Source organism: Burkholderia sp. AW33-5, assembly GCF_053427615.1.
In genome coordinates this window covers 68420-93925 of sequence record NZ_JBSAXA010000001.1, presented here as the reverse complement: position 1 = coordinate 93925, position 25506 = coordinate 68420, and the positions used below count along the sequence as shown (strand labels likewise).

Genomic DNA, 25506 nt, shown 5'->3' with positions numbered 1-25506 from the left:
TACATCGCCGCCCAATGTCAAGCGGATGACCGGCTCCGTTGCGGGCCGGCTTATTACACATGGTTACAGCGAAGGCGTTTCGATGACAGCCATCGCGGTGTCATCGTCACGTTCGATGCGTCGCCGTCACGGCGTCCACCGATAAACGGTGATGCTGTTTCCCTTCACGTTGTTCTTCGTCACCACGTATTCGCCGTTCGAGCGGCGGTACGCGCGCACGCTGTACATCGCGTCGATCGCGCTGCTCGTATCCACGGTCGCGGGGCTCGCGTTGACGAGCGTCGTGTCGAGATTGCCGGTGTCGAGGTTGAACGCGTCGATGTTCGGCCACAGCGGCCCGCTGCTGCTGAACCAGTAGCCGACGAACAGGTGGTTGCCGGCCGCGTCGATCGACTTCGCGCCGCTGTGCGGCAGCGTGATCACCGGATTCGGCTTCGTCGTGTTGCCGGCGCGCCAGCCGTGATACACCTCGATGCGGGTGCCGATCGACGTCCAGTCGGTACTGCCGACCACACCCTGCGCGAGCACCATCGTGTCGCTGTCGACGAGATAGACGATGCGCGTCAGCGGCTGGATGCTGGCCGGCACCGGCGTCGGCACGCCCCGCCCCCACGAAGGCTTGCCGCTCGCGTCGAAACCGGTCAGCGGATAGTGATAAATGGCGCCGGTCTTGTCGAGGCCGGCCCAGACGCCGCCCTTGCCGTCGAGGCTGAAGCCGGCCGACACGCGCCGGGTCGTGTTGAACGCGGGCCCGGGGATCGACCCGTCGGGAATCGCGACGTAGCCATTGGCCGCGTTGAAGTGGAAGAAGTAGTAAACCGGCGGATTCTGCCCGGCCGCGACGAGGATGCGGTTCGCGCCGACCGACGTCAGCAGCCCGAAATGCTCGTCGCGCTGCGTGTCGCTCATGTTGATGCGCGGGTCCGACGGATACGCGAACGGATCGACGGTGTTCGCGACGAAGGTGCCGCCCGCGGTGCCGCCGTAGACGTGGGTGCCGCTGTAGAACAGCGCACCGTCGGTGACCGGATCCGGTGCGGCGATGCCTTCGAAGTTGAGCGACTGCAGCGTCCACCGCAGGCTGCCGGCGCTGCTGTACGCGTGAATGTCGGTCGCGCCGTTGCGGCCGAGGTCCCAGCTGCCGCCCCACGGGTTGTTGAGCACGTACAGGTTGCCGGCCGTGTCCTTGCCGATGCCGGCGATGCGGGTGAAGCGCTTCGCGCCGACCTGGCCCTTGATGCCCGTCGTCGTGTCGAGATAGCCGCCGAGCACGCCGAACGTGCCGGCCAGCGCGGGCCGGCCCGAGACGGCATAGCGCTTGATGTTCACGTCGGGCCCTTCGTCGCCGACCATCAGCTGGCCCGCCGCCGCGTCGAAATAGAGCGCCGACGGCTGCGACCCGGCGGCCAGCCGGATCGTGTTCAGCGGCGCGCCGGTCGGACTGAATTCGACGACCGAACCCGCGCTCTTCTGCGCGACCCAGATGTTCCCCGCGCCGTCGACCGCGAGCGCGCCGGGTGCCGACACGCCGATGTCGCGTTGCCACACGCCGTCGATCGTGAACACGCGCACGCGATTGCCGTAGAAATCGCTCGCATAGAGCAGCGAGCCGGCCGTGGCGAGCCCGGTGACGACGTCGATACGCGGCTGGTTGGTCGCCGCGGTGACCTGAATCAGCTTGTCGCGGAACCGCGTGGCGCGGTTGTAGCGCCCGACCGCGCCGCTGCCGTATCCGTTGCCGGGCTGCAGCGCGACGAACAGCGACGTCGCGTTGCCCGTGATCGCGCTGCCCTGGAATTCCGAGTGCGAGCCGATCGAGCCGGCGCTCTTGCCGTTCTGGTAGATCGCGACGCCGCCCTCGTCCTCGTCCCACATCGACGCCGTGTAGATCACACCTTCGGGCGCGACCCACATCGCGCGTGCGACGTTGCCGACGTGCGCGGCGAGCGTGCCATAGGTATTCGCGATCCAGTCGGTGGTATTCGCCGCGTTTCCGGCCGGCGCGATCGCGGCGACCGCGGCGGCGAGCAGCACGGCCTGAATCGGTTTTCTGGCAACCATGGCTGATGCTCTCCTGAATGGTGGAGTCATTCACATGAGGGGCAACCGGATGGTTTTAAAATCGGCAATGCGTAAATACTTCCGCTAAATCACCCGGTGCAGTCGGTATTACATCGCGCGTGCATTCGATAATCGGCAACGCCGAGAATATCGTCATATAAATCGAAAAAAATTGCGGGCTGCTCGCGCAGGCGGGGCGCGCGACTGCGCGAGAGTGAACGATCACTTGCGCGTTCGCGCATGCTATCGGGGCCGTGCAGCTTTCGATGGCGGAATATCGCCGCGATGTCGAATGCGGCGTATCGGAAATGGCGGAACGTTTTTCGGCGAATCGGGAAAATCGCCGGATGCGGGTAAAGACGGGTAAAGGAATGACCGCTGGCGGTTATCACACCGGCCCGAATCCATGTGGAATCCGGGCCGGCGCATTTCATTTGCAGCAGGGAAATCACGCGGACTACGCCGTCTCCCGTACCTGCACCTGCTTGATCTCGCCGCCGCCGTCCGAATCCGCGTCGTCGCGCGATTCGCCGAGCTGGCCTTCCCACTTCGCGACCACCGCCGCCGCGATCGAATTGCCGACGGCGTTGGTGGCCGAGCGGCCCATGTCCAGGAACATGTCGACGCCCATGATCAGCAGCAGCCCGGCTTCCGGCAGATGGAACTGGTTGAGCGTCGCCGCGATCACGACGAGCGACGCGCGCGGCACGCCCGCCATCCCCTTCGACGTCACCATCAGCATCAGCAGCATCGTGATCTGCGTGGCGAGCGGCAAATCGATCCCGTAGACCTGCGAGATGAACAGCACCGCGAACGTGCAGTACATCATCGAGCCGTCGAGGTTGAACGAGTATCCGATCGGCAGCACGAAGCTCGAAATCTTGCGATTCACGCCGAACCGGTCGAGCGCGTCGAGCAGCTTCGGATACGCGGCTTCGGAACTCGCCGTCGCGAACGACAGCAGGAACGGCTCGCGAATCAGGCGGATCAGCGTGAACGCGCGCTTGCCGAGGAACGCCACGCCGGCGAGCGTCAGCACGCCCCACAGCAGCGCGAGCGCCAGGTAGAAGCTCGCCATGAACTTCGCGAACGTGAGCAGGATGCCGAGCCCTTCCGTCGTGATCGTCGACGCCAGCGCGGCAAACACGGCGACCGGCGCGAACCACATCACCGCGCCCGTCACCTTCAGCATGACCTGCGCGAGATCGTCGATCACGCCGGTCAGGCGCTTGCCGGCGTCGCCGAGCGCGGACAGCGCGGTGCCGAAGAAGATCGAGAAGACGACGATCTGCAGGATCTCGTTGTTCGCCATCGCCTCGGCGATCGATTTCGGCACCAGGTGGACGATGAAGTCCTTCAGCGTGAATGCGCCCGTCTTCAGGTTCAGCGCCGCGTCGGCGGCAGGCAACGGCAGGCTCAGGTGGCTGCCCGGCTTCAGGATCGTCGCGGTCACGAGGCCGAGCAGCAGCGACGTGAACGACGCGATGATGAACCAGCCGAACGCCTTCACGCCCACGCGACCGACCGAGCCGCTGTCGCCCATCTGCGCGATGCCGACCGTCAGCGTCGCGAACACCAGCGGCGCGATGATCATCTTGATCAGCCGCAGGAACACGTCGGACAGCAGCGACACGTAGCCGGCGACTTCCTTGGCCATTTTCGGGTCGGGAAACGCGCTATGACAGGCGTAGCCCACGGCAATGCCAAGCACCATCGCGATGACGATGTACTTGGTGATGTTGTGCTTCTTCTTCATTAGCAATCCAAATTACAGAACTTGTGTTTCCAACGGCAGGGAGATCGCCGGCATCGAAATGAGAGCGGTGGTCCGCGCGCACGGCGCGCCGCTTCGGGTGCCGGTGCCCGTCCGTGGGCATGGCCACGGCGAACAGGGGGGGCATTCTATCGCAAACGCCGGACAATCTTTCAAATCTGAAAGCAGCAGGCGGTGCGCGGCGCGGGAAAGGCGGCGAGGCGGGCCCTCGCCGGTCGGCGCCGGGGATGGGCGGACCGCGACGGCGGGTACGTTCTTCGGGCACCGTCGTGCCCGGCCGTCAGCCCGGCCTTGCGCCGAACGTCGGCAGACCCGGCCGGCGCCGCGTCACGCGTGCGACGTGCCGGGTCGCGGCATGAACCGGCACAGGCACAGCGGCACGACGACCAGCGCCGCGCCCGCGAGAAACGTGGTCGACGCGCCGAAATGCGTCCACAGCGCGCCGGCGATGCTGCTCGCGAGCAGCATGCAGATGCCGCTCACCAGGTTGAATACGCCGAACGCGGTGCCGCGCAGCGTGGCCGGCGAGGTTTCCGACACCATCGCGGCGAGGATGCCCTGCGTGAAGCCCATGTGCAGCCCCCACACGGCCACGCCGGCGAACATCGAGATCGTCGACGTGCCGATGCCGAGCAGCAGGTCGGCCACGATCAGCAATACCATGCCGGCCGCGAGCAGCACGCGGCGATCGAGCCGGTCCGACACGATGCCGACCGGCCACGCCGACAGCGAATAGGTCACGCTCATCGCCACCATCACGGCCGGAATCCACGCCGCGTCGAGCCCCGTCTGCTGCGCACGCAGCACCAGGAACGCCTCGCTGAAGCGCGCGAGCGCAAACGTCGCGCCGGCCGCGACGACGAACCAGTAGCTGCGGGGAAACTCGCGCAAGGCGTTCCAGCGCAGCGGCGAGCGAAAGCGCCGGTCCGGTTTCGACTGCTCGGGCTCCCGCACGCCGAAGACGATCAATGCGATCGCGACGAAAGCCGGCACCACGGCAAACCACAGCACGGTCCGGATGCGGTCGCCGAACCACAGCATCAGCACGATCGCGAGCATCGGCCCGAAAATCGCGCCCACGGTATCCATCGACTGACGCAGGCCGAAGCACGCGCCGCGGATTTCGGGCGGCGCGATGTCGGCCACCAGCGCGTCGCGCGGCGCGCCGCGAATCCCCTTGCCGACGCGGTCGAGCAAACGGGCCGCCACGACGACGGCCGGCGTGGACGCCAGCGGAAACAACGGCTTGGTCAGCGCCGCGAGCCCGTAGCCGACCAGCAGCAGCCCCTTGCGGCGCCCGAGCCAGTCGCTGATCGCCCCGGAGAACACCTTGACGATCATCGCCGTCGCTTCGGCCGCCCCTTCGAGGACGCCGAGCGCGGCGACGCTCATGCCCATCGTCGACACCAGGTAGATCGGCAACAACGCATGGATCAGCTCGGACGACAGGTCCATGAAAAGGCTCACGAGGCCCAGGGCCCACACGGTCCGTGGAATCGCAGGTCTGCGGGCAGTCGGTGACGGAGCGCTCATGGTGTCGTGATCAGTCGGTCGTTTCCCGCGTCAGTTTCGCATGCCGCCGCGCGCGGTCGTTCACGATTTGATGACGCCGGTGATCCGTCATCTTCTTCCAGCCGCGCGCTTCATCGCGCGTTCGCAGGCATGCCACGCAGTAGCCGGTGCGGCCGTCGAACGAACACACGTCCACACAGGGGGACTTGACCGCCATGCTTATCGTCCTCGCGTCGCGGGCACGACTTCGACGGTGACATGCGACAGGTTCCTGAATCGCTGCAGCACGCCGTGATAGAAGCGCGCATCCCGATCCGGATCGGTCGTCGTCACCGACACCACCGCGCTCATGTGCCCCGGCCCGAGCCGCCACACATGCAGGTCGCCGACGCGGTCGCCTGCGCCTTCGATCGCGCCGCGCACCTTGTCCGCCAGACGGCGATCCGAACTCATGTCGAGCAGGATGCCGCCCGTGTCGCGCATCAGGCCGTACGACCAGTTCGCGATCACCAGCGCACCGATGATGCCGGCCAGCGGATCCATCCACACCCAGCCGAACGCACGCGCGAGCAGCAGCCCGACGATCGTCAGCACGGAAACCGCGGCATCGGCGATCACGTGGATGTAGGCGGAGCGGATGTTGTGATCGCGCGCCGCCGCCGCGGACGCGCCATGATCGTGCTCCTCGAACGCCAGTTCGTGTTCGCAACCGTTCAAGCGCACGATCGCCTTGAATTCATGCGGTTCGGGAATGGCTTCGGTCGACTCCAGATACCCATCGCGGCTTTGCATCGCGAACACCTGACGCGTGCCGTCCGGGCGGATCGTCGTCACCGACACGGCGCCCGCATCGACGAGCGTCGTCTCGTGCGTCGCAGGCGCGACGCGGAAAACCGGCGGGACGCCCGCCTCGAACACCGACACGACGAATGCGCCCTGCTGGTCGAAGATCCGGTGCGCTTCCTCTTCGTGGTCGTGGTCGTGATCGTCGTGATCGCCATGGTCGTGCCCGTGGTGATGACCATGGCCATGACCGTGGCTATGGCCATGATGATCGCCGCTCAGCAGCCAGACGCTCGCGATGTTGACGAGCAAGCCGGCCACCGCGATCGGAATCGCCTCGCCGAAATGGATCGGGACCGGGGCGAGCAGACGCGCGACCGCTTCGTACCCGATCAGCAGCGCGATCATCGCGAGCACGATCGCGCTCGTGAAACCGGCGAGGTCGCCGAGCTTGCCCGTGCCGAACACGAAGCGCGGATCGTTCGCGTGCTTGCGCGCATAGGTATAGGCGAACGCGGCGATCAACATCGCGCCCGCGTGCGTCGACATGTGCAGGCCGTCCGCGATCAGCGCCAGCGAGCCGAACAGCGACCCGCCGACGATCTCGGCCACCATCATCGCCGCGCACAGCGCGATGACCGTCCAGGTCCTGCGTTCGTTCTGCTCGTGCGCCGCGCCGAGAAAAATGTGGTCGTGCCCTGCGCCGAAGGCGTCATCGCTGAAATTGCTCATTGCGCCTCCGTTTATTTGAAGTAGCTGTGTACGACTTCGATAAGTTGCTCGGTCGCACTGCCTTCTTCGTCGTGCCCTTCGGCGTCGACCAGATGGCTGCGGATGTGATCCTCGAGCACGACCGCGAGCAGGCCGTTCATCGCGCCGCGGCCGCTCGTGATGAGGCGGAGGATTTCATTGCAACCGCGCTCGTCCTCCAGCGCGCGTTCGATCGCTTCGACCTGTCCCTTGATGCGGCGGACACGGTTCAGCAGCTTCTGCTTGTCCTTGATGGTGTGGCTCATGGTAGTCCCTTCATATAGCGGGGGGGACTATACCTCAAATCGCCTTTCCATATAGGGGGGAGGGGTATAGACCCGGCTAACGCAAGACGGGGGGCGACATCACATGACGATCGCGCGAAGTATTTTTGTAGTAATCGCAACTTTCATGTAGATTTGTCTACATGAACACAATCTCCACCTGGTCGCTCCTCGTTCTGACCCTTCCGACTGAAAACGCGACGGCCCGCATGCGGTTCTGGCGCGCGCTGAAGGCGAAGGGCTGCGCGGTATTGCGCGACGGCATCTACCTGCTGCCGTACACCGAAGAACATGAGGGCGCGCTGCGCGACCTCGCGGGGTCGATCGCCGAAAGCGGCGGCACGGCTCACCTGCTACGCGCACCGAGCCTGGACGCGCAGCAGGAACTGGAATTCCGCGCGCTCTTCGATCGCGGAGAGGATGACGCCGCCTTTATCCAGGCCCTTGCGGACGCCCGCAAGACCCTCGCCGGCCAGTCGGCCACGGAATTGACACGTTTGCTGCGGCGCATGCGCAAGGATTTCGACGCCATCCGCGCGATCGACTATTTCCCGGGCGACTCGGCCACCCGCGCCGAAGTCGCGCTGCAGGATTTCGCCGCGCTGGTCGACACCGTGCTGTCGCCAGGTGAGCCGCACGCCGCGGACCGCGCGATCCGCCCGCTGGTGGTCGACGAATATCAGGGCCGCACCTGGGCGACGCGGCAGCGGATGTGGGTCGATCGCGTCGCCAGCGCGTGGCTGATCCGCCGCTTCATCGACGCACGCGCCCGCTTCATCTGGCTCGCATCGCCGGCGGATTGTCCCGCTGACGCGCTGGGCTTCGATTTCGACGGTGCGACGTTCACGCATGTCGGCGAGCGCGTGACGTTCGAGGTGCTGCTGGCCAGTTTCGGCCTCGACAAAAGCCCTGCGCTCGCGCGGCTCGCCGAGATCGTGCACGCACTCGACGTGGGTGGCCCCGCGGCGCCCGAGGCGATCGGCTTCGAAGCCGTGATGGCCGGCACGCGCCAGCGCACGGAGAACGACGATCAATTGCTCGAGCAGATGAGCGCCGTGCTAGACGCCCTGCACGCGCACTTCTCGTCGAGCGGAAAGAACGAAACCGGAGCCAGGTCATGACCACTGCCATCGCCACGACCGAACCGACCTACTCGCTCGGCGAGCTGGTCGCCTACATGTTGCGTCTCGGCACGTTCGGCTTCGGCGGGCCGGTCGCGCTTGCGGGCTACATGCGTCGCGACCTGGTCGAGCGCCGCGACTGGATCACGGAGGCCGACTACAAGGAAGGGCTCACGCTGGCCCAGCTCGCACCGGGGCCGATGGCGGCCCAGCTCGCGATTTATCTCGGCTTCGTTCACTACCGCATTCTCGGTGCGACACTCGTCGGCTTCGCGTTCGTGCTGCCGTCGTTTCTGATGGTGCTCGCGCTCGGGTTCGCGTACGCGCATTTCGGCGGGCTGTCCTGGATGCAGGCCGTCTTCTACGGCGTCGGCGCCGCGGTGGTCGGCATCATCGCGATGAGCGCCTACAAGCTCACGACGAAAACCGTTGGCCACGACAGGCTGCTCTGGGCAATCTTCGTGACGCTCGCCGCCGTGACCTTCATCACCGAATCGGAAATCGCGTGGCTGTTCCTCGTCGCGGGCCTGGTCGGCTGGCTGTGGCGCGCTCCGCCCAAGTGGCTGCACCGGGGCGGACTGAATGCGGTTGCCGCGGCCAACCTGCCGGCCGCCAGCGGAATACTGAGCGGCATCGATCTGCCGCAGCTCGTTCAGATCGGCGCGTTCTTCACGAAGGCAGGCGCGTTCGTGTTCGGCTCCGGGCTTGCGATCGTGCCGTTCCTCTACGGCGGCGTCGTCACCGAACATCACTGGCTCAACGACAAGCAGTTCGTCGATGCGGTCGCGGTCGCGATGATCACGCCCGGTCCCGTCGTGATCACCGTCGGCTTCATCGGGTATCTCGTGGCGGGCTTGCCGGGCGCATGCGTCGCGGCGCTCGGCACGTTCCTGCCCTGCTATCTGTTCACGGTCATTCCCGCGCCGTACGTGAAGAAGTACGGGCACCGCCCGGACGTCAAGGCGTTCGTGGACGGAATCACCGCCGCGGCCGTCGGGGCGATCACGGGCTCCGTCCTCGTCATCGCGAAACGCTCGATCGTCGACCTGCCGACCGCACTGCTCGCCGTCGGTACCGTGCTGCTGCTGTGGCGTTTCAAGAAGTTGCAGGAGCCGGTCATCGTCACGGCTGCCGCGCTCATCGGGCTGGTGGCCTACCCGCTGCTCCATCATTGAGCCTCACTGCGGGGAGGTGGCCATGGCTGATTGCGCGATTCATCGACGATGCGCTTTACGCGTGGTGCCGGCGTGATGCCCCTGCCTGACAGCCGACGCGCGTCGACGCTCGCCAGCCGAATACTGCCGGCGGGCGTGGACGAGGCCGCATGGCTCATCCTCGCGAGCCGCGGCCTGCGCGGTTTCTGCGATGGCTTCATTGCCGTGTTGCTGCCCGCGTATCTGCTGTCGCTCGGGCTTTCGCAACTGGATGTCGGCCTGATCGGCACCACGACGTTGGCGGGTTCCGCAATCGCGACGATCGCGGTCGGCATGCTCGCGAGCCGCTTCACGCAGCGCCGCATGCTGACGCTCGCGGCGGTGCTGATGGCAGCGACGGGAATCGGCTTCGCGAGCTTCTCCGCATTGTGGCCGCTGTTCGTCGTCGCCTTCACCGGCACGCTCAATCCGAGCTCCGGCGACGTCAGCCTGTTTCTGCCGCTCGAACAGTCGCGTCTGGCGCAAGCAGCCGACGGCGACGCGCGCACGGCGCTGTTTGCCCGATACAGCCTCGTCGGGGCCGTTTCGGCGGCGGTCGGATCCCTTGCGGCCGGCCTGCCGATCTTCGTCGCATCACATACCGGAATCACCACGCTGAGCGCGATGCGCGGCATGTTTCTGGTCTATGCGGCGACGGGTATCGTCGTCTGCATGCTGTATCGGCGACTGCCGCGCCCGGAGACGCACGCCGCAACGCAGGCGCCGCCGCCGCTCGGCCCGTCGCGCCCGATCGTCATCCGGCTGGCGATGCTGTTCAGCGTCGACGCGTTCGCGGGCGGTCTCGTCGTCAACTCGCTGTTGTCGCTGTGGCTGATGCAGCGCTTCGGCCTCTCGATCGCCGCCGCCGGCCGGTTCTTCTTCTGGGCGGGCCTGCTTTCGGCCGGCTCGCAGCTCGCGGCCGCGCCGCTGGCGCGCAGGATCGGCCTGCTGAACACGATGGTGTTCACGCATATCCCGTCGAGCGTCTGCCTGATCGGCGCCGCTCTCGCGCCAACGTTGCCGCTGACGTTGACGCTGCTGCTGATGCGCAGCGCGCTTTCGCAAATGGATGTGCCGACACGAACCGCCTACGTGATGGCGGTCGTCACGCCGGCGGAGCGACCGGCAGCGGCCAGCTTTACATCCGTCCCGCGCAGCCTCGCGGCCGCGCTCGCGCCGACATTGGCCGGCGGCCTGTTCGGTCTCGGCTGGCTCGGTGCGCCGTTGCTCGCATGCGGTGTGTTGAAGATCGCGTACGACCTCACGCTGCTCGCAGCTTTTCGGCACGTCGAACCAAACGACGAGCGGCCGCGGTAAGCGGCGACCACGGTGGAACGACAAACGAGCGGGGAACCATGCAAAGCGACGACGACGCCGCATCGCAAATGCGGCGGCGGCCGTCGCGGGAGAAAATCATGAAGCACGCCGGACACTGGCGCTCCAGCCTGCCCCTGCTCGTCGCGCTGTGCGGCGGGGTCGGCGCGTCGGGCCCGTCGATTCATCAGGCTTTCGCCGCGGGCGACGATACGTCGATCGGCGCCCTGCCGCTGAAGCACGTCGCGGACATTCCGTTGCCGGGCAGACCGACCCGGCTCGACTACGCAAGTCTGGACTCACCCCGCAACCGGCTCATGATCGCCCACCTCGGCGACGACGAAGTGATTGCTTTCGATACGCGTGCATCACGCGTGATCGCACGGATCACGGCGGTATCGTCGGTACATGGCGTGCTTGCCGTGCCGGAGGTGTCGCGCATCTACGCATCCGCGACCGGGTCCGACGAGATCGTCGCGATCGACGCCGCGACGCTGAAAATCGTCGCGCGCGTGCCGGGCGGGCATTATCCCGACGGGATGGCCTATGCCGCCGACGCGCACAAGCTGTACGTATCCGACGAATACGGAAAAACGGAAACGGTCATCGACGTCCGGAGCAACCGGCGCGTCGCGACGATTCCGCTCGACGGCGAGGCCGGCAACACGCAGTACGATCCGGTCTCCCGACACATCTTCGTGAACGTCCAGACGCGTCGTCAGCTCGTCGAAATCGATCCGGCGACGGACCGTATTGTCGACCGTCTCGACTTGCCGGGTGCGAAAGGCAATCACGGTTTGCTGATCGAGCCGCGCAGCCGCCTCGCCTTCATCGCGTGCGAGGACAATGACACGCTTCTCGTCTTCGATATGCGCGCGCGGCGTGTGGCTCGAGCGTTTCATATCGGTGGCGGGCCGGACGTGCTGGCGTTCGATTCCGCGTCGGACGTGCTCTATGTCGCGGGTGAAGCCGGCGTCGTTTCGATGTTCGGCGTCAGAGGCTCGGATGTCGTCAAACTCGGCGAAGGCCGGCTCGGGCCGAACGCACACGTCGTCGCTGTCGATCCGGCCACGCATCGCTCGTACTTTCCGCTGAAGGACGTCGGCGGCCGGCCGGTGCTGCGTGTGATGGAAGCGGAGCGTGCGGCCAACCCATGATCGACCTGTCGGCTGGTGGCCCGGCCGTCGAGCGTCGACGCCAACCGATTCGCACCACCAGCAACCCGAGCACGATCCGGCTGTGGGCTCTCGGAAAACAATGTCTTTGGCACACTATAAAAATCAAGAAATTGGATTTTTTTTGAGACAAATGAATTGCGCGCGTCTCAGAAAATATGTCCGTGTCCAAAGGGATTCTCAGAAAAGTCGTCTTTGGGCAGTTGCGCGTCTCCATCGGTGCATCCGTGACCTGAGATGTTTCTTGTAGCCGTCCTTGGGCCTACCCGTTCATCGCCTGCCTCACGCCACAGCTCAGACCAGCGTTGTTCATTGAACGCATACGCTATATCATCCCTGCACTGTTATTCGAAGACTCGAATTCAATCTCGAATAACTGGTCACAAAAAAGATAATCTTTTGGGGAATTTCAATTTGGAACATGAATACTCTGTCCTTGGCGGCCTAAATAGAGCCGTCATCGGCCGTTATCTGAGCATGGTTTCCGCAATCGCGGCCTCGGGTATCGGTGTCTTCGTTTTGTGGGCAGTTGACCTGGCTAAGCGTCTTGGTGTTGCCAACCACGTTCCCGGCCTGGTGCTATGGCCGGTCACGGCAAGCCTTATCTACGCAGGCCTCTACTGGCTATTCGACAAGCGCGTCTGGAAAATCGGCGTCATCGCCAACCTTCTGAAGGTACCTGACCTAGCGGGCAAATGGCATTGCGACGGACAGACCATCAACCCTGATAAAACCCTGGGGTACAAATGGGAGGGCGAAGTTACGATCATCCAAAGCTGGGACAAGCTTCGCGTGCGGCTTAAAACGACACAGTCAGCTTCCAACAGCATCGCAGCTGCGCTGGTCTACGACCAAGCGGACGGATTCCGGCTTCTTTACAACTACAAGAACGAACCGAAAATTGGTGAAGCGGAACTAGTGGCGCATCGCGGAGCGGCTGAGCTGACTTTCTCCACAGACCTGACAGCGGCCGAAGGCGAATACTTCAACGGCCACGGTCGGTTCACATTCGGAAACATTAAGTTAACGCGAAAGGACTGAAGATGACACGTGATATTCAGAAGCGGCTGAAATCCCTTGATGCGCGCCGGCGCGGTACTGACCGTGGCGGAATGACTTTCGACTCCGCCGAGCAGATACTCGCCAAAAGCGCCGCACTGGAATCCTACCAGGAGCGCGGCGCCGAAAAAGAGTTCACGAAATACGCCCTTGGCTCAATGCAGGCGGTAGACCCAGATTACACACGTGTGGGCATCGAAGAGGCAACCAGGGTGGGCAAGCAGCTCAAGGCCGGTCTCGAGAAGCTCAGAATTGGGGTCGAATTTCGTCTCCAAGGGTCCGTCCCTTGCGACATCCATATTCGCGGCGCAAGTGATGTCGATCTGCTGGTGCTTGAAGAGCGTTACATCCACTACGACATTACCGGCCCGAAGGCACAGCGGGGTGAGTATCGAGATCCAGTGTCATACAACACCCTGGACGCGCTACGGAGCCTTCGGACACATTCTGAAAAGATTCTGACCGACGCATACTATGCAGCCGAGGTCGATACAACCGGCGCGAAAGCAATTCATCTGTCCGGCGGCTCCCTTCGTCGGGACATTGACGTCGTCCCGTCCAATTGGTTCGATACAGTTGACTATCAGAGAAGCGGCATCGAGGCCGACCGCGGTGTGGATATTCTCGATAAGAATGTTCCTACCCGTGTCAGGAATATGCCGTTTCGTCATATTCAACGCATCACCGACCGAGACCGAGAGTGCGGCGGCGGCCTGAAAAAAGCTATCCGTCTGTGCAAGAACGTCAAGGCAGATGCGATAGACGAAGGTACGGCCATTCGTCTTTCGAGCTTCGACATTGCCTCGATGCTGTGGCATGCAGACATGCGCGCACTCACCGTGGGCGTTGCGTACGAGTTGGCCATTTTGGGCGAAGCAACGCGCTTCTTGGACTATTTGGCACGCAACCCTGCCGAAGCGAAGAAGCTGTATGTACCTGACGGTTCGCGAATCGTGTTTGATACAGAGGAGAAGTTAGAAGCCCTCACTTTGCTTTCACTTGAACTGGATGACCTCTCGCTGAAGGTCAGTCGCGAACAAGCTCCTCTTCTAGGGCAAGGGCAAATTCCCTTGCAGCAAATCAACGAGGCTCTGCGCAAAGCCTACATCCCGGGTTAACACGATGCGAAGCTCACATGTGCGAGCAAACTCCCCAAGTTCAAACGCTGCCGAAAGCTAAGGCGAGAAATCACGGCACTGGCATCGATTACGGCCGTCAACCGACGACGTGTTTGCCGTCAGCGCGGCATGGCTTGGATGCACTCGGATGCAGAAAACTCGACGTGCACGCTCTGAGCACAACAGGCGATGATCTTGTTCCGAGCGAATCATGGCCAGCTTATATAGCTGTACTCTTCGGTGGGGGCGGACTGATCAAGCCCCTCCCTCTTGCATGTGATGACCAGCCCCACCCGAAGCCCGGCCGTTTCCGTTCCGATACATCGAGAATGGGGTCCGCGAATTGAGCGAATGGGCCGAGCCACTTGCCCTTCGCTCGGTTCCGGGAGGGCCAATCGATTTGTTCAGAAGATGGGCCACCAGCCGCAGCCGCCTGTTTGTCCACCGCACTCGCGTAGTCGCGAAACCGGACAGGGCGTTCCCAGTTTGTCGCATGCGACTCGACTTTTTTTGAAGCGCTCGACCACCCCTGTCAGCTGCCTCGTCAGGAATTCGTCTTTTATTCAAAGGCAACTTATTGAGACTACGGACCGCTTTTCTGAGAACCCACACACGATTCCGCCCCAGTCCGCCCCTCCCCCTCCCCGTACCGGCATCCATCCATCAAACTGTACCGGTACTGTACAGAAAACCGTCGCTACACTGGCTCCATCCCAGTCCCGAACACGAATGGAGAATCCGCGATGGACTTCCTCACCGTCAGCGCATTGCCCGCCGGCATGCTGTTCGCGCTAGTCACGTCGATCACACCCGGCCCGAACAACACGATGTTGCTCGCCTCCGGCGTCAATTTCGGTTTCCGTCGCACGATGCCGCACCTGTTCGGCATCAGCATCGGCGTCGCGATCCTGATGTTGTGCGTCGGCTTCGGTCTCGGCGAGGCGTTCCGGCGTGTGCCGGTGCTGTATACGGTCCTGGAAATCGCGAGCGTCGCGTACCTGCTGTACCTCGCATGGCGCATCGGCACATCGGGCGAAGTGAAGGCGCAGGGCGCCAAGCCGCGGCCGATGACGTTCCTCGAAGCCGCCGCGTTCCAGTGGGTCAATCCGAAGGCATGGATGATGGTGCTGACCGCCGCGACGACGATCCGCCTGTCCGCCGACTACGGGATGAACGCCGCGTGGATGGCCGTCGTGTTCATCCTGATCGGCTTTCCGTGCATCAGCCTGTGGGCCGCGTTCGGCCAGGGCCTGCGCCGCTTCCTGTCGAACCGCCGCGCACTGCGCATCTTCAACGTGACGATGGCCGTGCTGCTGATCCTGTCGCTGTATCCGCTCGTCGCGCATCTGCTCCCGCAGTAAGCGCTCACAAGCGCCCCCGTTGAGCTTCACGCCATGCAGGCGTACCCTTTTGGTAAGGGCGCGTGCAGCCGCTTCGCCGGCTGCACCGCTGCCCTGCATGGAGATTGCCGATGAAGCCAATGCTGAAAGCCGGCGAGCACATCGAGGGCATGCACTGGATCGCCGAGTACCACCCGCTCACACACGAGATCCGGGTGCTGCGCGAAAACATCGAGGTGGGCACGTACTGCGCGCCGCCCACGCTGTTCGGCGACGAGGAAGAGATGGGCGCCGCGAACCATGCCGATCATCGCAGCCAGGAGGCCGCGCTGCGCGCGTATCTGCGCAACTTCGTCAAGGAACACGACGCGGAAGAGTAGCGGCGCGACGGCCGTAAAGTCGACGGGCCGCCAAAGCGGCCCGGTCCGTCGCTGCGAGTCGGCCGGCTCACGACCTATCGCAACACGCAAAAGGCCGGCGCATCGCCCCGGCCCCGATCCCGCTCAATGCCCGAGCGACTCGATCTTGCCGCCCGGCTGCGCGACGCCGTGCGGCCGCGCCATCTGCTTGATCAGCAACGCAAGGCACGCAAGCAAGCCCGCGACCGCGATCGTCCCGAACACGCCCGCAAACGAGAAGTGCCGGCGCGTCAGTTCGGCGACGAGGAACGACCCGGCGATCCCGCCGAAGCGGCCGACACCGAGCATCCACGCCACGCCCGTGCCGCGCCCTTCGGTCGGATAGAACGCGGCGGCAAGCGCCGGCATCGACGATTGCGCGGTGTTCATCAGCACGCCGGCGATGAACACGACCAGCACGAGGAGCCCGACGTTCCCGGCAGCCTGCCCGATCGCATACACGCTGATCGCGGTCAGCGCGTAGCACACGGCGATCACGCGATTCGCGTTGAAACGGTCCATCAACACGCCGCACAGCACCGCGCCGACGCCGCCGAGCGGGAACAGCGCGGAAATCAGCGTCGCGCTCTTCGGCGTGAGGCCGGCATCCTTCAGCAGGATCGGCATCCAGTTGATCGACGCGTAGAAGATCACGAGGCCCATGAAGTACGCGAGCCACAGCATCACCGAGCCGACGACGTACGAGCGCGACAGCACGACGCCGATCCCCTTGCTGCCCGTCTGCGGCGCGGATTCGGTCATCGCGAACGAGCCGGCGTTCAGCGCGTCGCGCGAGATCCGCGAAAGCGTCGCGCGGATCCGGTCGATGCTCTGGCCTTGCGCAACCATGAAACGCACCGATTCGGGCATCTTCAGCAGCAACAGCACGCCGAGCAGCAGCGGCGTCACGCCGCCGAGCATCAGCACGCTGCGCCAACCGAAATGCGGGATCATCCACGCGGCGAGAAAGCCGCCGAACGCGGCGCCCAGCGGGAACCCGCAGAACATCAGGTTGATCACGGTTGCGCGGCGCTTATCCGGACAGAACTCGCCCATCATCGTGACCGCGTTCGGCATCGCGGCACCGAGGCCGACGCCGGTGACGAAGCGCAGCACCGTCAGGTGTCCGATGGTCGTCGAGAATGCGGACGCGAAACACGCGGCGCCGAACAGGAACACCGAGCCGAGCAGCAGCGAACGGCGCCCGAGGCGATCGGACAGCGGGCCCGACACGAGCGCGCCGCATGCAAGGCCGAACAGCGCGGCGCTCAGCACGGGTGCAAGATCGGGTTTAGTGAGGTTCCATTCGCCGAGCAGCGACGGCGCGATGAAGCCGATCGCGGCCGTATCGAAGCCGTCGAGCAGCACGATCACGAAACACATCAGGAATACGAGCCACTGGAAGCCGCCGAACGGCTGCTCGTTGATGAAGGTCTGGACATCGACCACGGGTGCGCGATTCATCGCGAGTCTCCTATGTAAACAACGCGACCTGATGGCCGCGTCTTTCCTTGTTTGCGCGCCGATTCGCCGCCGGCGCGTCATGCGTCGTCGACACCTGCCGACAGCGGCAGGCGTCGCGATCGGGTCACGTCCGGCGCGAGCCGGCCGTGTTATTCAGCCGCATCCTGTTCCTTGAAGATCTTGTCCGCGAGATGGAACGCGGAGTTCGCGGCCGGCACGCCGCAGTAGATCGCGGTCTGCAGCAGCACTTCCTTGATCTCGTCGCGCGTCACGCCGTTGTTGCGCGCGGCGCGCAGGTGCAGCGCGAGTTCCTCGCCGCGGTTCAGCGCGACCATCATCGCGATGGTCAGCAGGCTGCGCGTATGGCGCGGCAGGCCGTCGCGCGTCCAGATCTCGCCCCACGCATAGCGCGTGATCAGATTCTGGAATTCGTCGGTCACTTCGGTGCGGTTCTGGATCGAGCGGTCGACGTGCGCGTCGCCGAGCACCGCGCGCCGCACCTTCATCCCCGCTTCGTAACGTTGCTGGTCGTCCATCGTCGGTGCCTCACGCGGTCAGGAAGTCGAGCAGCGCGCGGTTGAAACCGTCGGTGCACTCGATGTTCGAAATATGCGCGGCGTCGAATTCGACGTGACGCGCGCCGGGAATCGCGGCGGCCAGCGCACGACCCTGGTCGGGCGGCGTCGACATGTCCTTCGCGCCGGTCACGACGAGCACCGGCAGCGCGATGCCCTTCACTTCCTCGCGCAGGTCGGCCGCGTTCAGCGCGTCGCAGTTCGCCGCGTAACCGTCCTTGTCGGTATGCACGAACGTGTCGCGGATCGCGTCGAACAGGCGCGGCTCGCGATCGACGAACGCGTCGGTGAACCAGCGCGGCAGCACGGCGTCGGCCAGTGCGGCCATCCCTTCCGCACGCGCCTTTTGCGCGCGCGGCGCCCACACTTCGGGCGAGCCGATCTTCGCGGCGGTGTTCGACAGCACGGCGCGCACGATGCGCGACGGGAAGCGCGCGGCGAGCGCGGCGCCGGTCAGACCGCCCATCGAAATCCCGCAGAAGTAAGCGCGATCGATGCCGACGTGGTCGAGCAGGCCGATCACGTCGCCCGCGAGCTGGTCGATCGTGTACGAGCCGGCCGGTGCTTCGGAATGGCCGTGGCCGCGCGTGTCGTAGCGCAGGATGTTGAAGTGCTGCGTGAGCGGGCGAATCTGCGGTGCCCACATCTGCAGGTCGGCGCCGAGCGAGTTCGAGAAGACGAGCCACGGCGCGTCGTCGCGCGCGGCACGGTCGATCCGGTAATGCAGTTTCACGCCGTTGACAGTGGCGAAAGGCATCAGTGTTCTCCTGGTTGTGTCGTGCCCGCGTGCAGCGCGAGCACGGCGTCGACGTAGGCCTGCGCCTCGCCGACATAATGTGCGGGATCGAGCAGCCGCGCGAGCGCGTCGCGCGACAGATGGGCGGATACGGTCGGATCGGCGGCGAGCACGTCGAACAGCGTCGCGCCGGTGCGCACGGCTTCCTTCGACGCATGCTCGACGACATGATGCGCATCGAGCCGGCCGATCCGGTCGCCGAGCGCGAGCATCACGGCTTCGCCGAGGATCAGCCCGTGCGTCAGGTCGAGGTTCTCGGCGAGGCGTCCGGTGTTCACGTCGAGGCCCGCGACGATCTGCGCGATCTGCGCGAGCGCGCCGCCGGTCAGACGCGCGAGATCGGGCAGCGCATCCCATTCGGCCTGCCAGCCGCCGAGCGCGCGCTCGTGCTCCTGGACCATCCCGGCAAACACGGTCGCGACGAGGTTCGGCGCGCGCACCGCGGCAGTCAGCACGGCCGCGCAGCCGACGGGGTTGCGCTTGTGCGGCATCGTCGACGAGCCGCCCTTGCCGGCGGCCGCCGGTTCGCCAAGCTCGCCGACTTCGGTCTGCATCTGCAGCGACACGTCGCGCGCGATTTTGCCGAGGGTGCCGGTCAGCATCCCGAAGCAAGACGCGGCTTCCGCGATGCGGTCGCGCTGCGTATGCCACGGCACGGCCGGCAGCGCGAGCTTCAGGTCGGCCGCGAGCGCGGCGCTCACGCCGGCCGCCTGCTCGCGCAGGCTCGCCAGCGTGCCGGCGGCGCCGCCGAACTGCAGCACCAGCGCGCGCTCGCGCAATTCGGCGAAGCGCGCGCGATGGCGCAGCAGCGCGTCGAGCCATTGCGCGAATTTCAGGCCGAGCGTGATCGGCAGCGCCTGCTGCAGCCACGTGCGGCCGATCATCGGCGTCGCGCGATGCATGCGCGCGAGCATCGCGAGCGACGCGCACGCTTCGTCGAGCAGCGGCTCGAGCACGTCGAGCGTGTCGCGCAGTTGCAGCACGGTCGCAGTATCGATGATGTCCTGGCTCGTCGCGCCCCAGTGCACGAACTTCGCGGCCTCGGGGTCGTCGGCTTTTACCTGGGCGGTGAGCTGCTTGACGAGCGGAATCGCGAGATTGCCGCCGAGCGCCGCGCCGTGCGCGAGCGCGTCGGCGTCGAGCCGGCCGGCGTCGCACGCGCGTTCGATCGGCGCGACCGCGGCGACGGGAATCACCTGCCGCGCGGCGAGCGCACGCGCGAGCGCGGCCTCGACGTCGAGCATCCGCTGGATCGTCGCGCGCGGCGACCAGATCCGGTTGAGCGGCTCGGTGCCGCAAATGAGGGAGGTCAGGCGGGCGCTGTCTTCGAGCATGGCATCAGAGTGGGGAAACGGCGTGCGCCTATTGTCTACCCAAGCGTGCCGGCGTGCGCGCGATCGCGCGCGCCGGCACGCTTGCCGTTCAGGCCGCGGCCTTGCGCGTCGCGTCGATCAGCGGCACGCCGGTCAGCTTCTGCAATTCGTCGAACGACAGGTCGGTGAAGATCTCGCTCACCGCGAAGCCGTCCGCCGTCACGTCGAGCACGGCGAGATCGGTATAGATGCGGCTCACGCACTGCACGCCGGTGACCGGATACGAGCACTGCGCGACGATCTTGCTTTCGCCCTGCTTCGTCAGATGTTCCATCATCACGAACACCTGCTTCGCACCGATCGCGAGGTCCATCGCGCCGCCGACCGCCGGAATCGCGTCGGGCGCGCCCGTATGCCAGTTCGCGAGGTCGCCGTTCGCCGACACCTGGAACGCGCCGAGCACGCAGTAGTCGAGGTGGCCGCCGCGCATCATCGCGAACGAATCCGAGTGGTGGAAATACGCGCCGCCGGTGAGCAGCGTCACGTGCTGCTTGCCGGCGTTGATCAGCTCGTCGTCTTCCTCGCCGGGCGCCGGCGCCGGGCCCATGCCGAGCAGGCCGTTCTCGCTGTGCAGGAAGATTTCCTTGCTCGGATCGAGGTGGTTCGCCACCAGCGTCGGCACGCCGATGCCGAGGTTCACGTACGCGCCTTCGGGGATGTCCTGGGCGACGCGCTTGGCCATTTCGTCGCGGGTCAGTCGTTTCATGTCGGGTCTCCTCTGCTGTCAGGCGGCTTGCGATGCACGTTCGGCGGCCAGCTCGGCCGCATGCGCGGCCTGCGGCACTTCGACGACACGCTGCACGAAAATGCCCGGCGTCACGATGTGTTCCGGATTCAACCCGCCGAGCGGCACGACTTCCGACACCTGCACGATCGCGACCTTCGCGGCGCTGGCCATGATCGGGCCGAAGTTGCGCGCGGTCTTGCGATACACGAGGTTGCCCCAGCGATCGCCCTTGTATGCCTTCACCAGCGCGAAATCGGCGTGGATCGGCGTCTCGAACACATACGACTTGCCGTCGATCACGCGCGTTTCCTTGCCTTCGGCCAGCTTCGTGCCGAAGCCCGTCGGCGTGAAGAAGCCGCCGATGCCGGCGCCCGCCGCGCGGATCCGCTCCGCCAGGTTGCCCTGCGGCACGAGCTCCAGCTCGATTTCGCCCGCGCGGTACAGCGCGTCGAACACCTGCGAGTCGCTCTGGCGCGGGAACGAGCAGATGATCTTGCGCACCCGCTTCGCCTTGAGCAGCGCCGCGAGGCCCGTCTCGCCGTTGCCCGCGTTGTTGTTGACGATCGTCAGGCCGCGCGCGCCCTGCTCGATCAGCGCGTCGATCAGCTCGGACGGCATGCCCGCCGTGCCGAAACCGCCGATCATGATGGTCGCGCCGTCGTGGACGTCCGCGACCGCCGATTGAAGCGATTCGAAAATCTTGTTGACCATGTCTCTTCCTGATACGAACCCGCGGCACGATGCGCGGCCTGTCGAGGGGGCACGCGCGTGTCGCGTGCCGCGTCGAAGGCCGTCGTCGACCTTCGGCATTTGTTCGCTATTAGAACCTAGATTCGATTAGCGAACGATGCGCCGATCATAGAGTCGTGCACAGCGCGTTGTCAAGGCGGGATCCCTCGGGGGGTGTCTGGTCGTCGAACGGCAGGCCGACGTAGTTTTCGGCGAGCGACTGCGCGGCGGCCCGCGAGCGCGTCACGTACTTCAGCTCGGCAAACTTCAGGCGATTGACAAACGGCGAGTCCTCCGGCGACGAGTGCAGCATGTTCGTCATGAAGTACGAGAAATGCTCGGCGCGCCACACGCGTTCGAGACAGGTCGCCGAATAGCGCTCGAGCGGCGTCGCGTCGCCGTTGCGGTAGCGCGCGCCGAGCGCGCGGGACAGCGCGCGGACGTCGGCCACCGCGAGGTTCATCCCCTTCGCGCCGGTCGGCGGCACGATGTGCGCGGCGTCGCCCGCGAGGAACAGGCGGCCGTGCTGCATCGTCTCCGACACGAAGCTGCGCATCGGCGTCACGCTCTTCTGCGTGATCCGGCCCTCGGTCGGCGTCCAGCCGGTGTCGTTCGAGAAGCGCGTGTGCAGTTCGTCCCAGATCCGCGCGTCGGACCATTCGGCGAGGTCTTCGTCGGGCTTGCACTGCAGGTAGAGGCGCGTGACCGTCGGCGAGCGCATCGAGAACAGTGCGAAGCCGTTGTCGTGATGCGCGTAGACGAGCTCGTCGAGCGACGGCGCCGCGTCGGCGAGGATGCCGAGCCATGCGAACGGATAGACGCGCTCGAACGTGTTCAGCCGCTCGGCGGGAATGGTCTGCCGCGCGATGCCGTGGAAGCCGTCGCAGCCGGCGATGTAGTCGCAGTCGATGCGGTCCGCGCGGCCGTCCGCGTGCTTGAACGTGACGGACGGGTGCTCGCTTTCGATATCGTGCAGCGCGACATCGCTGACTTCGAAGTGCATCTGATGCCCATGCGCGTCGCCGGCCGCGATCAGGTCGCGCACGACTTCGTGCTGGCTATAGACGGTGATCGCACGCCCGCCGGTGAGCGCGCTCAGGTCGATGCGATGGCGCTGGCCGGAGAACAGCAGCTCGATGCCGTGATGTTCGAGCCCTTCGCGGCGCATCCGCTCGCCGAGGCCGGCTTCGTTCAGCGTGTCGACGGTGCCCTGCTCCAGCACGCCGGCGCGGATGCGGTTCTCGCAGTATTCGCGCGAACGCGCTTCGACGAGGACGGAATCGACGCCTTGCAGGCGCAGCAGATGGGAAAGCAAAAGGCCGGACGGACCGGCGCCGATGATGGCGACCTGGGTGCGCATTGTTCGTCTCCTGAACATTGGTTCGAATAATGGAACCCATTTGAGCGCTTTCCCGACTATGCGGCAACGCGATTTTGAAGATAAGTTGTATACGTTTCCCGGATACCGGCCTCACGATGGATACGCTCGATCTGAACCTGATTCCCTACCTCGTCGCGCTCGACGACACGCGCAACGTCAGCCGCGCCGGCGACCTGCTCGGCGTGAGCCAGCCGCGCGTGAGCACCGCGCTCGGCCGCCTGCGCGAGTATTTCGGCGATCCGTTGTTCGTGCGCACGTCGCGCGGAATGGAGCCGACGCCGCGCGCGCTCGCGCTGCTGCCGGCCGCACGCGATGCGCTCGCGCAGATCGAGCGCGGCCTCGTCGCGCCGCACGATTTCGATCCGGCGGCGAGCACGCATACGTTCTCGATCGCGCTGTCGGACGTCGGCGAGATCGTGTTCCTGCCGAAGCTGCTGCAGGCGTTCGCGACGCGCGCGCCGCACGCGAACCTGCGCTCGGTCTCGCTCGGGCACGACGAAGTCGGCCGCGGCCTCGAAGCCGGCTCGATCGATCTCGCGGTCGGCTACTTCCCCGATCTCGACGGCAACAACTTCTTCCAGCAGCGTCTGTTCACGCACCGGTTCGTCTGCCTGATGCGGCGCGGCCATCCGCTCGAACAGGCGCGCCCGTTCACGGCCGAGCAGTTCCTTGCGTGCGGGCATGCGGTGGTGCGCGCCGAGGGGCGCAGCCAGGAGGTGCTCGAGAAATACCTCGCGAAGCAGCGCATGCACCGCCGTGCGGTGCTCGAGACGCCGCACTTCATGAGCCTGCCGTTCATCCTGAGTCGCACCGACCTGATCGCGACGGTGCCGCATGCGATCGGCTATGCGTATGCGGCCGAGCATGCGTTCATCGTGCCGGTCGAGCCGCCGTTGCCGCTGCCGCGCTTCGACCTGAAGCAGCACTGGCATCGCAAGTTCCACAACGATCCGCGCACCGCGTGGCTGCGCGGCGTCGTCGCGTCGCTGTTCAACGACGAGCAGGACGAATGGCCGAAGTGACGCAGGGTGTGCGGCAGGCCGCACGCACGAGCCGCGAAAGCATGAAACAATGCCCGGATATCCGCGCCGCCTCAGGCGGCCGCATTCGATGGAGCGACTAGATGGGTAAAAAATCCGCGCGGCCCGAGCCGGCCGCATCCCGGCCGAGCCGGAAAGAAGCCGAGGATGCCGTTCGCGTGCTGCTGCGCTGGGCCGGCGACGATCCCGCCCGCGAAGGCCTGCTCGACACGCCGGCACGCGTCGTGCGCGCCTATGAAGAGTTCTTCGCCGGCTACGCGCTGGAGCCGCGCGACATCCTCGCGCGCACGTTCAGCGAAGTCGACGGCTACGACGAAATGATCGTGCTGAAGGACATCCGCTTCGAGAGCTACTGCGAGCACCACATGGTGCCGATCATCGGCCGCGCGCACGTCGCGTATCTGCCGAACCATCGCGTCGTCGGCATCTCGAAGCTCGCGCGCCTCGTCGACGCGTTCGCGAAGCGCCTGCAGATCCAGGAAAAGATGACCGTGCAGATCGCCGACACGCTGTTCGACGTGCTGCAGCCGAAGGGCGTCGGCGTGATCCTCGAAGCCGCGCATCAGTGCATCTCGACGCGCGGCGTGCACAAGCCGGGCGTCGAGATGGTCACGTCGCGCATGCTCGGTACGTTCCGCACCGATCCGTCGACGCGGCGCGAATTCCTGTCGATCGTCGCGAATCCTTCTTCAGTCAACCTGACGAATACGTAATGCAGTCCACGAAGCAAGCGGCAAACGCGCCGGTCGTGCTCGTGACCGGCGCCGCGCGCCGGGCCGGGCGCGCGTTCGCCGAGTATTTCGCCGCGCACGGTTATCGCACCGCGGTCCATTACGACCGCTCCGCCGATGCCGCTCAGGCGGCGGCCCGCGCGATCGCCGAACGCGGGCACGATTCGGTCGCGCTGCAGGCCGACCTGTCGGATGCCGCGCAGATCACCACGCTGATCGACCAAGTATATGCGCGCTTCGGCCGCCTCGACGTGCTGGTCAACAACGCGTCGGTGTTCTGGCAGGACCATTTCCCGAGCTTCGACCTCGCGGCGTTCGACCAGGCGTGGGCGGTCAACTGCCGCGCGCCGATCCTGCTCACGCGCGCATTCTACGAGCGGGCCCGCGCGGCCGGCACGCAGGGCGTCGTCGTCAACGTGGTCGACCAGAAGATCAAGGAAAACTTCCACCGCGACCATTTCAGCTACACGGTCGCGAAGGCCGCGCTCGGCAACCTCACGCAGATGCTCGCGCTGTCGTCGTCGCCGGTGCTGCGCGTGAACGCGGTGTTCCCCGGGCTGATGCTGCCGAGCGACGACCAGACGCAGGCCGACTTCGAACACGCGAGCCGCGCATCGACGCCGCTCGCGCGCATCGCCGGCCCCGACGACGTCGCGGGCGCGATCCTGCTGCTGACGGGTAGTGCGTACAACGGCGTGGATTTCGTCGTCGATGCGGGGCAGAACCTGATCCGCGTCGACCAGGACGTGCTGTACAAGCATCGCTCGCCGGCCGGCAAGCACTGACGAACGGCATGGTCGACGGCAGC

General features: G+C 65.5%; 25 protein-coding genes. 11 read left to right on the top strand and 14 right to left on the bottom strand.

The window, feature by feature from the left end; translation table 11 throughout:
• Positions 1–126: 126 nt before the first annotated feature.
• The 7 genes from ACV22V_RS00455 to ACV22V_RS00425 form a co-directional block, all read right to left on the bottom strand.
• Positions 127–2061, bottom strand: coding sequence for an SMP-30/gluconolaconase/LRE-like region family protein (locus tag ACV22V_RS00455; protein WP_448012670.1), 1935 nt, complete (start codon positions 2059–2061; stop codon positions 127–129).
• Between the two features lie 89 nt (positions 2062–2150).
• Positions 2151–2513, bottom strand: coding sequence for a hypothetical protein (locus tag ACV22V_RS00450; protein WP_448012669.1), 363 nt, complete (start codon positions 2511–2513; stop codon positions 2151–2153).
• A gap of 5 nt (positions 2514–2518) precedes the next feature.
• Complete coding sequence (locus ACV22V_RS00445; protein WP_059698710.1) at positions 2519–3817, bottom strand: dicarboxylate/amino acid:cation symporter; 1299 nt, start codon at positions 3815–3817, stop codon at positions 2519–2521.
• A gap of 345 nt (positions 3818–4162) precedes the next feature.
• On the bottom strand, positions 4163–5368 hold the full coding sequence (locus ACV22V_RS00440) for an MFS transporter (RefSeq protein WP_448012668.1): 1206 nt from the start codon (positions 5366–5368) through the stop codon (positions 4163–4165).
• Positions 5369–5378: 10 nt separating this feature from the next.
• Positions 5379–5564 (bottom strand): DUF1289 domain-containing protein, encoded by a 186-nt coding sequence (locus ACV22V_RS00435; protein ID WP_059508013.1) that lies wholly within the window; start codon positions 5562–5564, stop codon positions 5379–5381.
• Between the two features lie 2 nt (positions 5565–5566).
• A complete protein-coding gene (gene dmeF / locus ACV22V_RS00430) occupies positions 5567–6862 on the bottom strand; it encodes a CDF family Co(II)/Ni(II) efflux transporter DmeF (RefSeq protein WP_448012667.1) in 1296 nt (431 codons plus the stop codon).
• Between the two features lie 11 nt (positions 6863–6873).
• Positions 6874–7146, bottom strand: a complete 273-nt coding sequence (locus ACV22V_RS00425) for a metal/formaldehyde-sensitive transcriptional repressor (protein WP_059692646.1) — start codon at positions 7144–7146, stop codon at positions 6874–6876.
• 161 nt (positions 7147–7307) lie between these two features.
• Here ACV22V_RS00425 and ACV22V_RS00420 point away from each other — a divergent pair, with 161 nt between their 5' ends.
• The 8 genes from ACV22V_RS00420 to ACV22V_RS00385 all read left to right on the top strand — a co-directional run bounded on the left by ACV22V_RS00420 (position 7308) and on the right by ACV22V_RS00385 (position 15864).
• Positions 7308–8285 carry a chromate resistance protein ChrB domain-containing protein gene (locus ACV22V_RS00420; RefSeq protein ID WP_448012666.1) on the top strand — a complete coding sequence of 326 codons (978 nt, stop codon included), beginning with the start codon at positions 7308–7310 and terminating at the stop codon, positions 8283–8285.
• A complete protein-coding gene (locus ACV22V_RS00415; RefSeq protein WP_448012665.1) occupies positions 8282–9460 on the top strand; it encodes a chromate transporter in 1179 nt (392 codons plus the stop codon). Before ACV22V_RS00420 ends, ACV22V_RS00415 begins: the two co-directional genes overlap by 4 nt.
• Positions 9461–9634: 174 nt before the next feature.
• Positions 9635–10795 (top strand): MFS transporter, encoded by a 1161-nt coding sequence (locus ACV22V_RS00410; RefSeq protein WP_448012998.1) that lies wholly within the window; start codon positions 9635–9637, stop codon positions 10793–10795.
• Between the two features lie 98 nt (positions 10796–10893).
• A complete protein-coding gene (locus ACV22V_RS00405; protein ID WP_448012664.1) occupies positions 10894–11949 on the top strand; it encodes a YncE family protein in 1056 nt (351 codons plus the stop codon).
• Between the two features lie 495 nt (positions 11950–12444).
• Positions 12445–13008, top strand: a complete 564-nt coding sequence (locus ACV22V_RS00400; protein WP_448012663.1) for a Cap15 family cyclic dinucleotide receptor domain-containing protein — start codon at positions 12445–12447, stop codon at positions 13006–13008.
• Positions 13009–13010: 2 nt separating this feature from the next.
• On the top strand, positions 13011–14144 hold the full coding sequence (locus ACV22V_RS00395) for a hypothetical protein (RefSeq protein ID WP_448012662.1): 1134 nt from the start codon (positions 13011–13013) through the stop codon (positions 14142–14144).
• Positions 14145–14887: 743 nt separating this feature from the next.
• Positions 14888–15505 carry a LysE family translocator gene (locus tag ACV22V_RS00390; protein WP_059698690.1) on the top strand — a complete coding sequence of 206 codons (618 nt, stop codon included), beginning with the start codon at positions 14888–14890 and terminating at the stop codon, positions 15503–15505.
• Positions 15506–15615: 110 nt separating this feature from the next.
• A complete protein-coding gene (locus ACV22V_RS00385; protein ID WP_059818331.1) occupies positions 15616–15864 on the top strand; it encodes a hypothetical protein in 249 nt (82 codons plus the stop codon).
• 123 nt (positions 15865–15987) lie between these two features.
• On the opposite strand, the gene ACV22V_RS00380 is transcribed toward ACV22V_RS00385, so the two are convergent.
• From ACV22V_RS00380 to pobA, 7 genes are all read right to left on the bottom strand, one after another.
• The gene (locus ACV22V_RS00380) at positions 15988–17346 is read right to left on the bottom strand and encodes an MFS transporter (RefSeq protein ID WP_448012661.1); all 1359 of its coding nucleotides are present in this window, start codon (positions 17344–17346) and stop codon (positions 15988–15990) included.
• A gap of 149 nt (positions 17347–17495) precedes the next feature.
• Positions 17496–17882 (bottom strand): 4-carboxymuconolactone decarboxylase, encoded by a 387-nt coding sequence (gene pcaC / locus ACV22V_RS00375; protein ID WP_059692656.1) that lies wholly within the window; start codon positions 17880–17882, stop codon positions 17496–17498.
• Between the two features lie 10 nt (positions 17883–17892).
• Complete coding sequence (gene pcaD / locus ACV22V_RS00370; RefSeq protein WP_059533583.1) at positions 17893–18678, bottom strand: 3-oxoadipate enol-lactonase; 786 nt, start codon at positions 18676–18678, stop codon at positions 17893–17895.
• Positions 18678–20051 carry a 3-carboxy-cis,cis-muconate cycloisomerase gene (locus ACV22V_RS00365; RefSeq protein WP_448012660.1) on the bottom strand — a complete coding sequence of 458 codons (1374 nt, stop codon included), beginning with the start codon at positions 20049–20051 and terminating at the stop codon, positions 18678–18680. The genes pcaD and ACV22V_RS00365 overlap by 1 nt, the downstream gene beginning before the upstream one ends.
• Positions 20052–20139: 88 nt before the next feature.
• Positions 20140–20796 carry a CoA transferase subunit B gene (locus ACV22V_RS00360; RefSeq protein WP_448012659.1) on the bottom strand — a complete coding sequence of 219 codons (657 nt, stop codon included), beginning with the start codon at positions 20794–20796 and terminating at the stop codon, positions 20140–20142.
• 18 nt (positions 20797–20814) lie between these two features.
• Positions 20815–21528, bottom strand: a complete 714-nt coding sequence (locus ACV22V_RS00355; RefSeq protein WP_014900666.1) for a 3-oxoacid CoA-transferase subunit A — start codon at positions 21526–21528, stop codon at positions 20815–20817.
• A gap of 145 nt (positions 21529–21673) precedes the next feature.
• Positions 21674–22906 (bottom strand): 4-hydroxybenzoate 3-monooxygenase, encoded by a 1233-nt coding sequence (gene pobA, locus ACV22V_RS00350; RefSeq protein WP_448012658.1) that lies wholly within the window; start codon positions 22904–22906, stop codon positions 21674–21676.
• A gap of 116 nt (positions 22907–23022) precedes the next feature.
• On the opposite strand from pobA, the gene ACV22V_RS00345 reads away from it, so the two are divergent.
• The 3 genes from ACV22V_RS00345 to ACV22V_RS00335 all read left to right on the top strand — a co-directional run bounded on the left by ACV22V_RS00345 (position 23023) and on the right by ACV22V_RS00335 (position 25483).
• Entirely contained in the window at positions 23023–23949 is a 927-nt protein-coding gene (locus tag ACV22V_RS00345) for a LysR family transcriptional regulator (protein WP_059692669.1), read from the top strand.
• Between the two features lie 101 nt (positions 23950–24050).
• A complete protein-coding gene (gene folE / locus ACV22V_RS00340; RefSeq protein WP_059533577.1) occupies positions 24051–24680 on the top strand; it encodes a GTP cyclohydrolase I FolE in 630 nt (209 codons plus the stop codon).
• A complete protein-coding gene (locus tag ACV22V_RS00335; RefSeq protein WP_059692675.1) occupies positions 24680–25483 on the top strand; it encodes an SDR family oxidoreductase in 804 nt (267 codons plus the stop codon). The genes folE and ACV22V_RS00335 overlap by 1 nt, the downstream gene beginning before the upstream one ends.
• Positions 25484–25506: the final 23 nt, after the last annotated feature.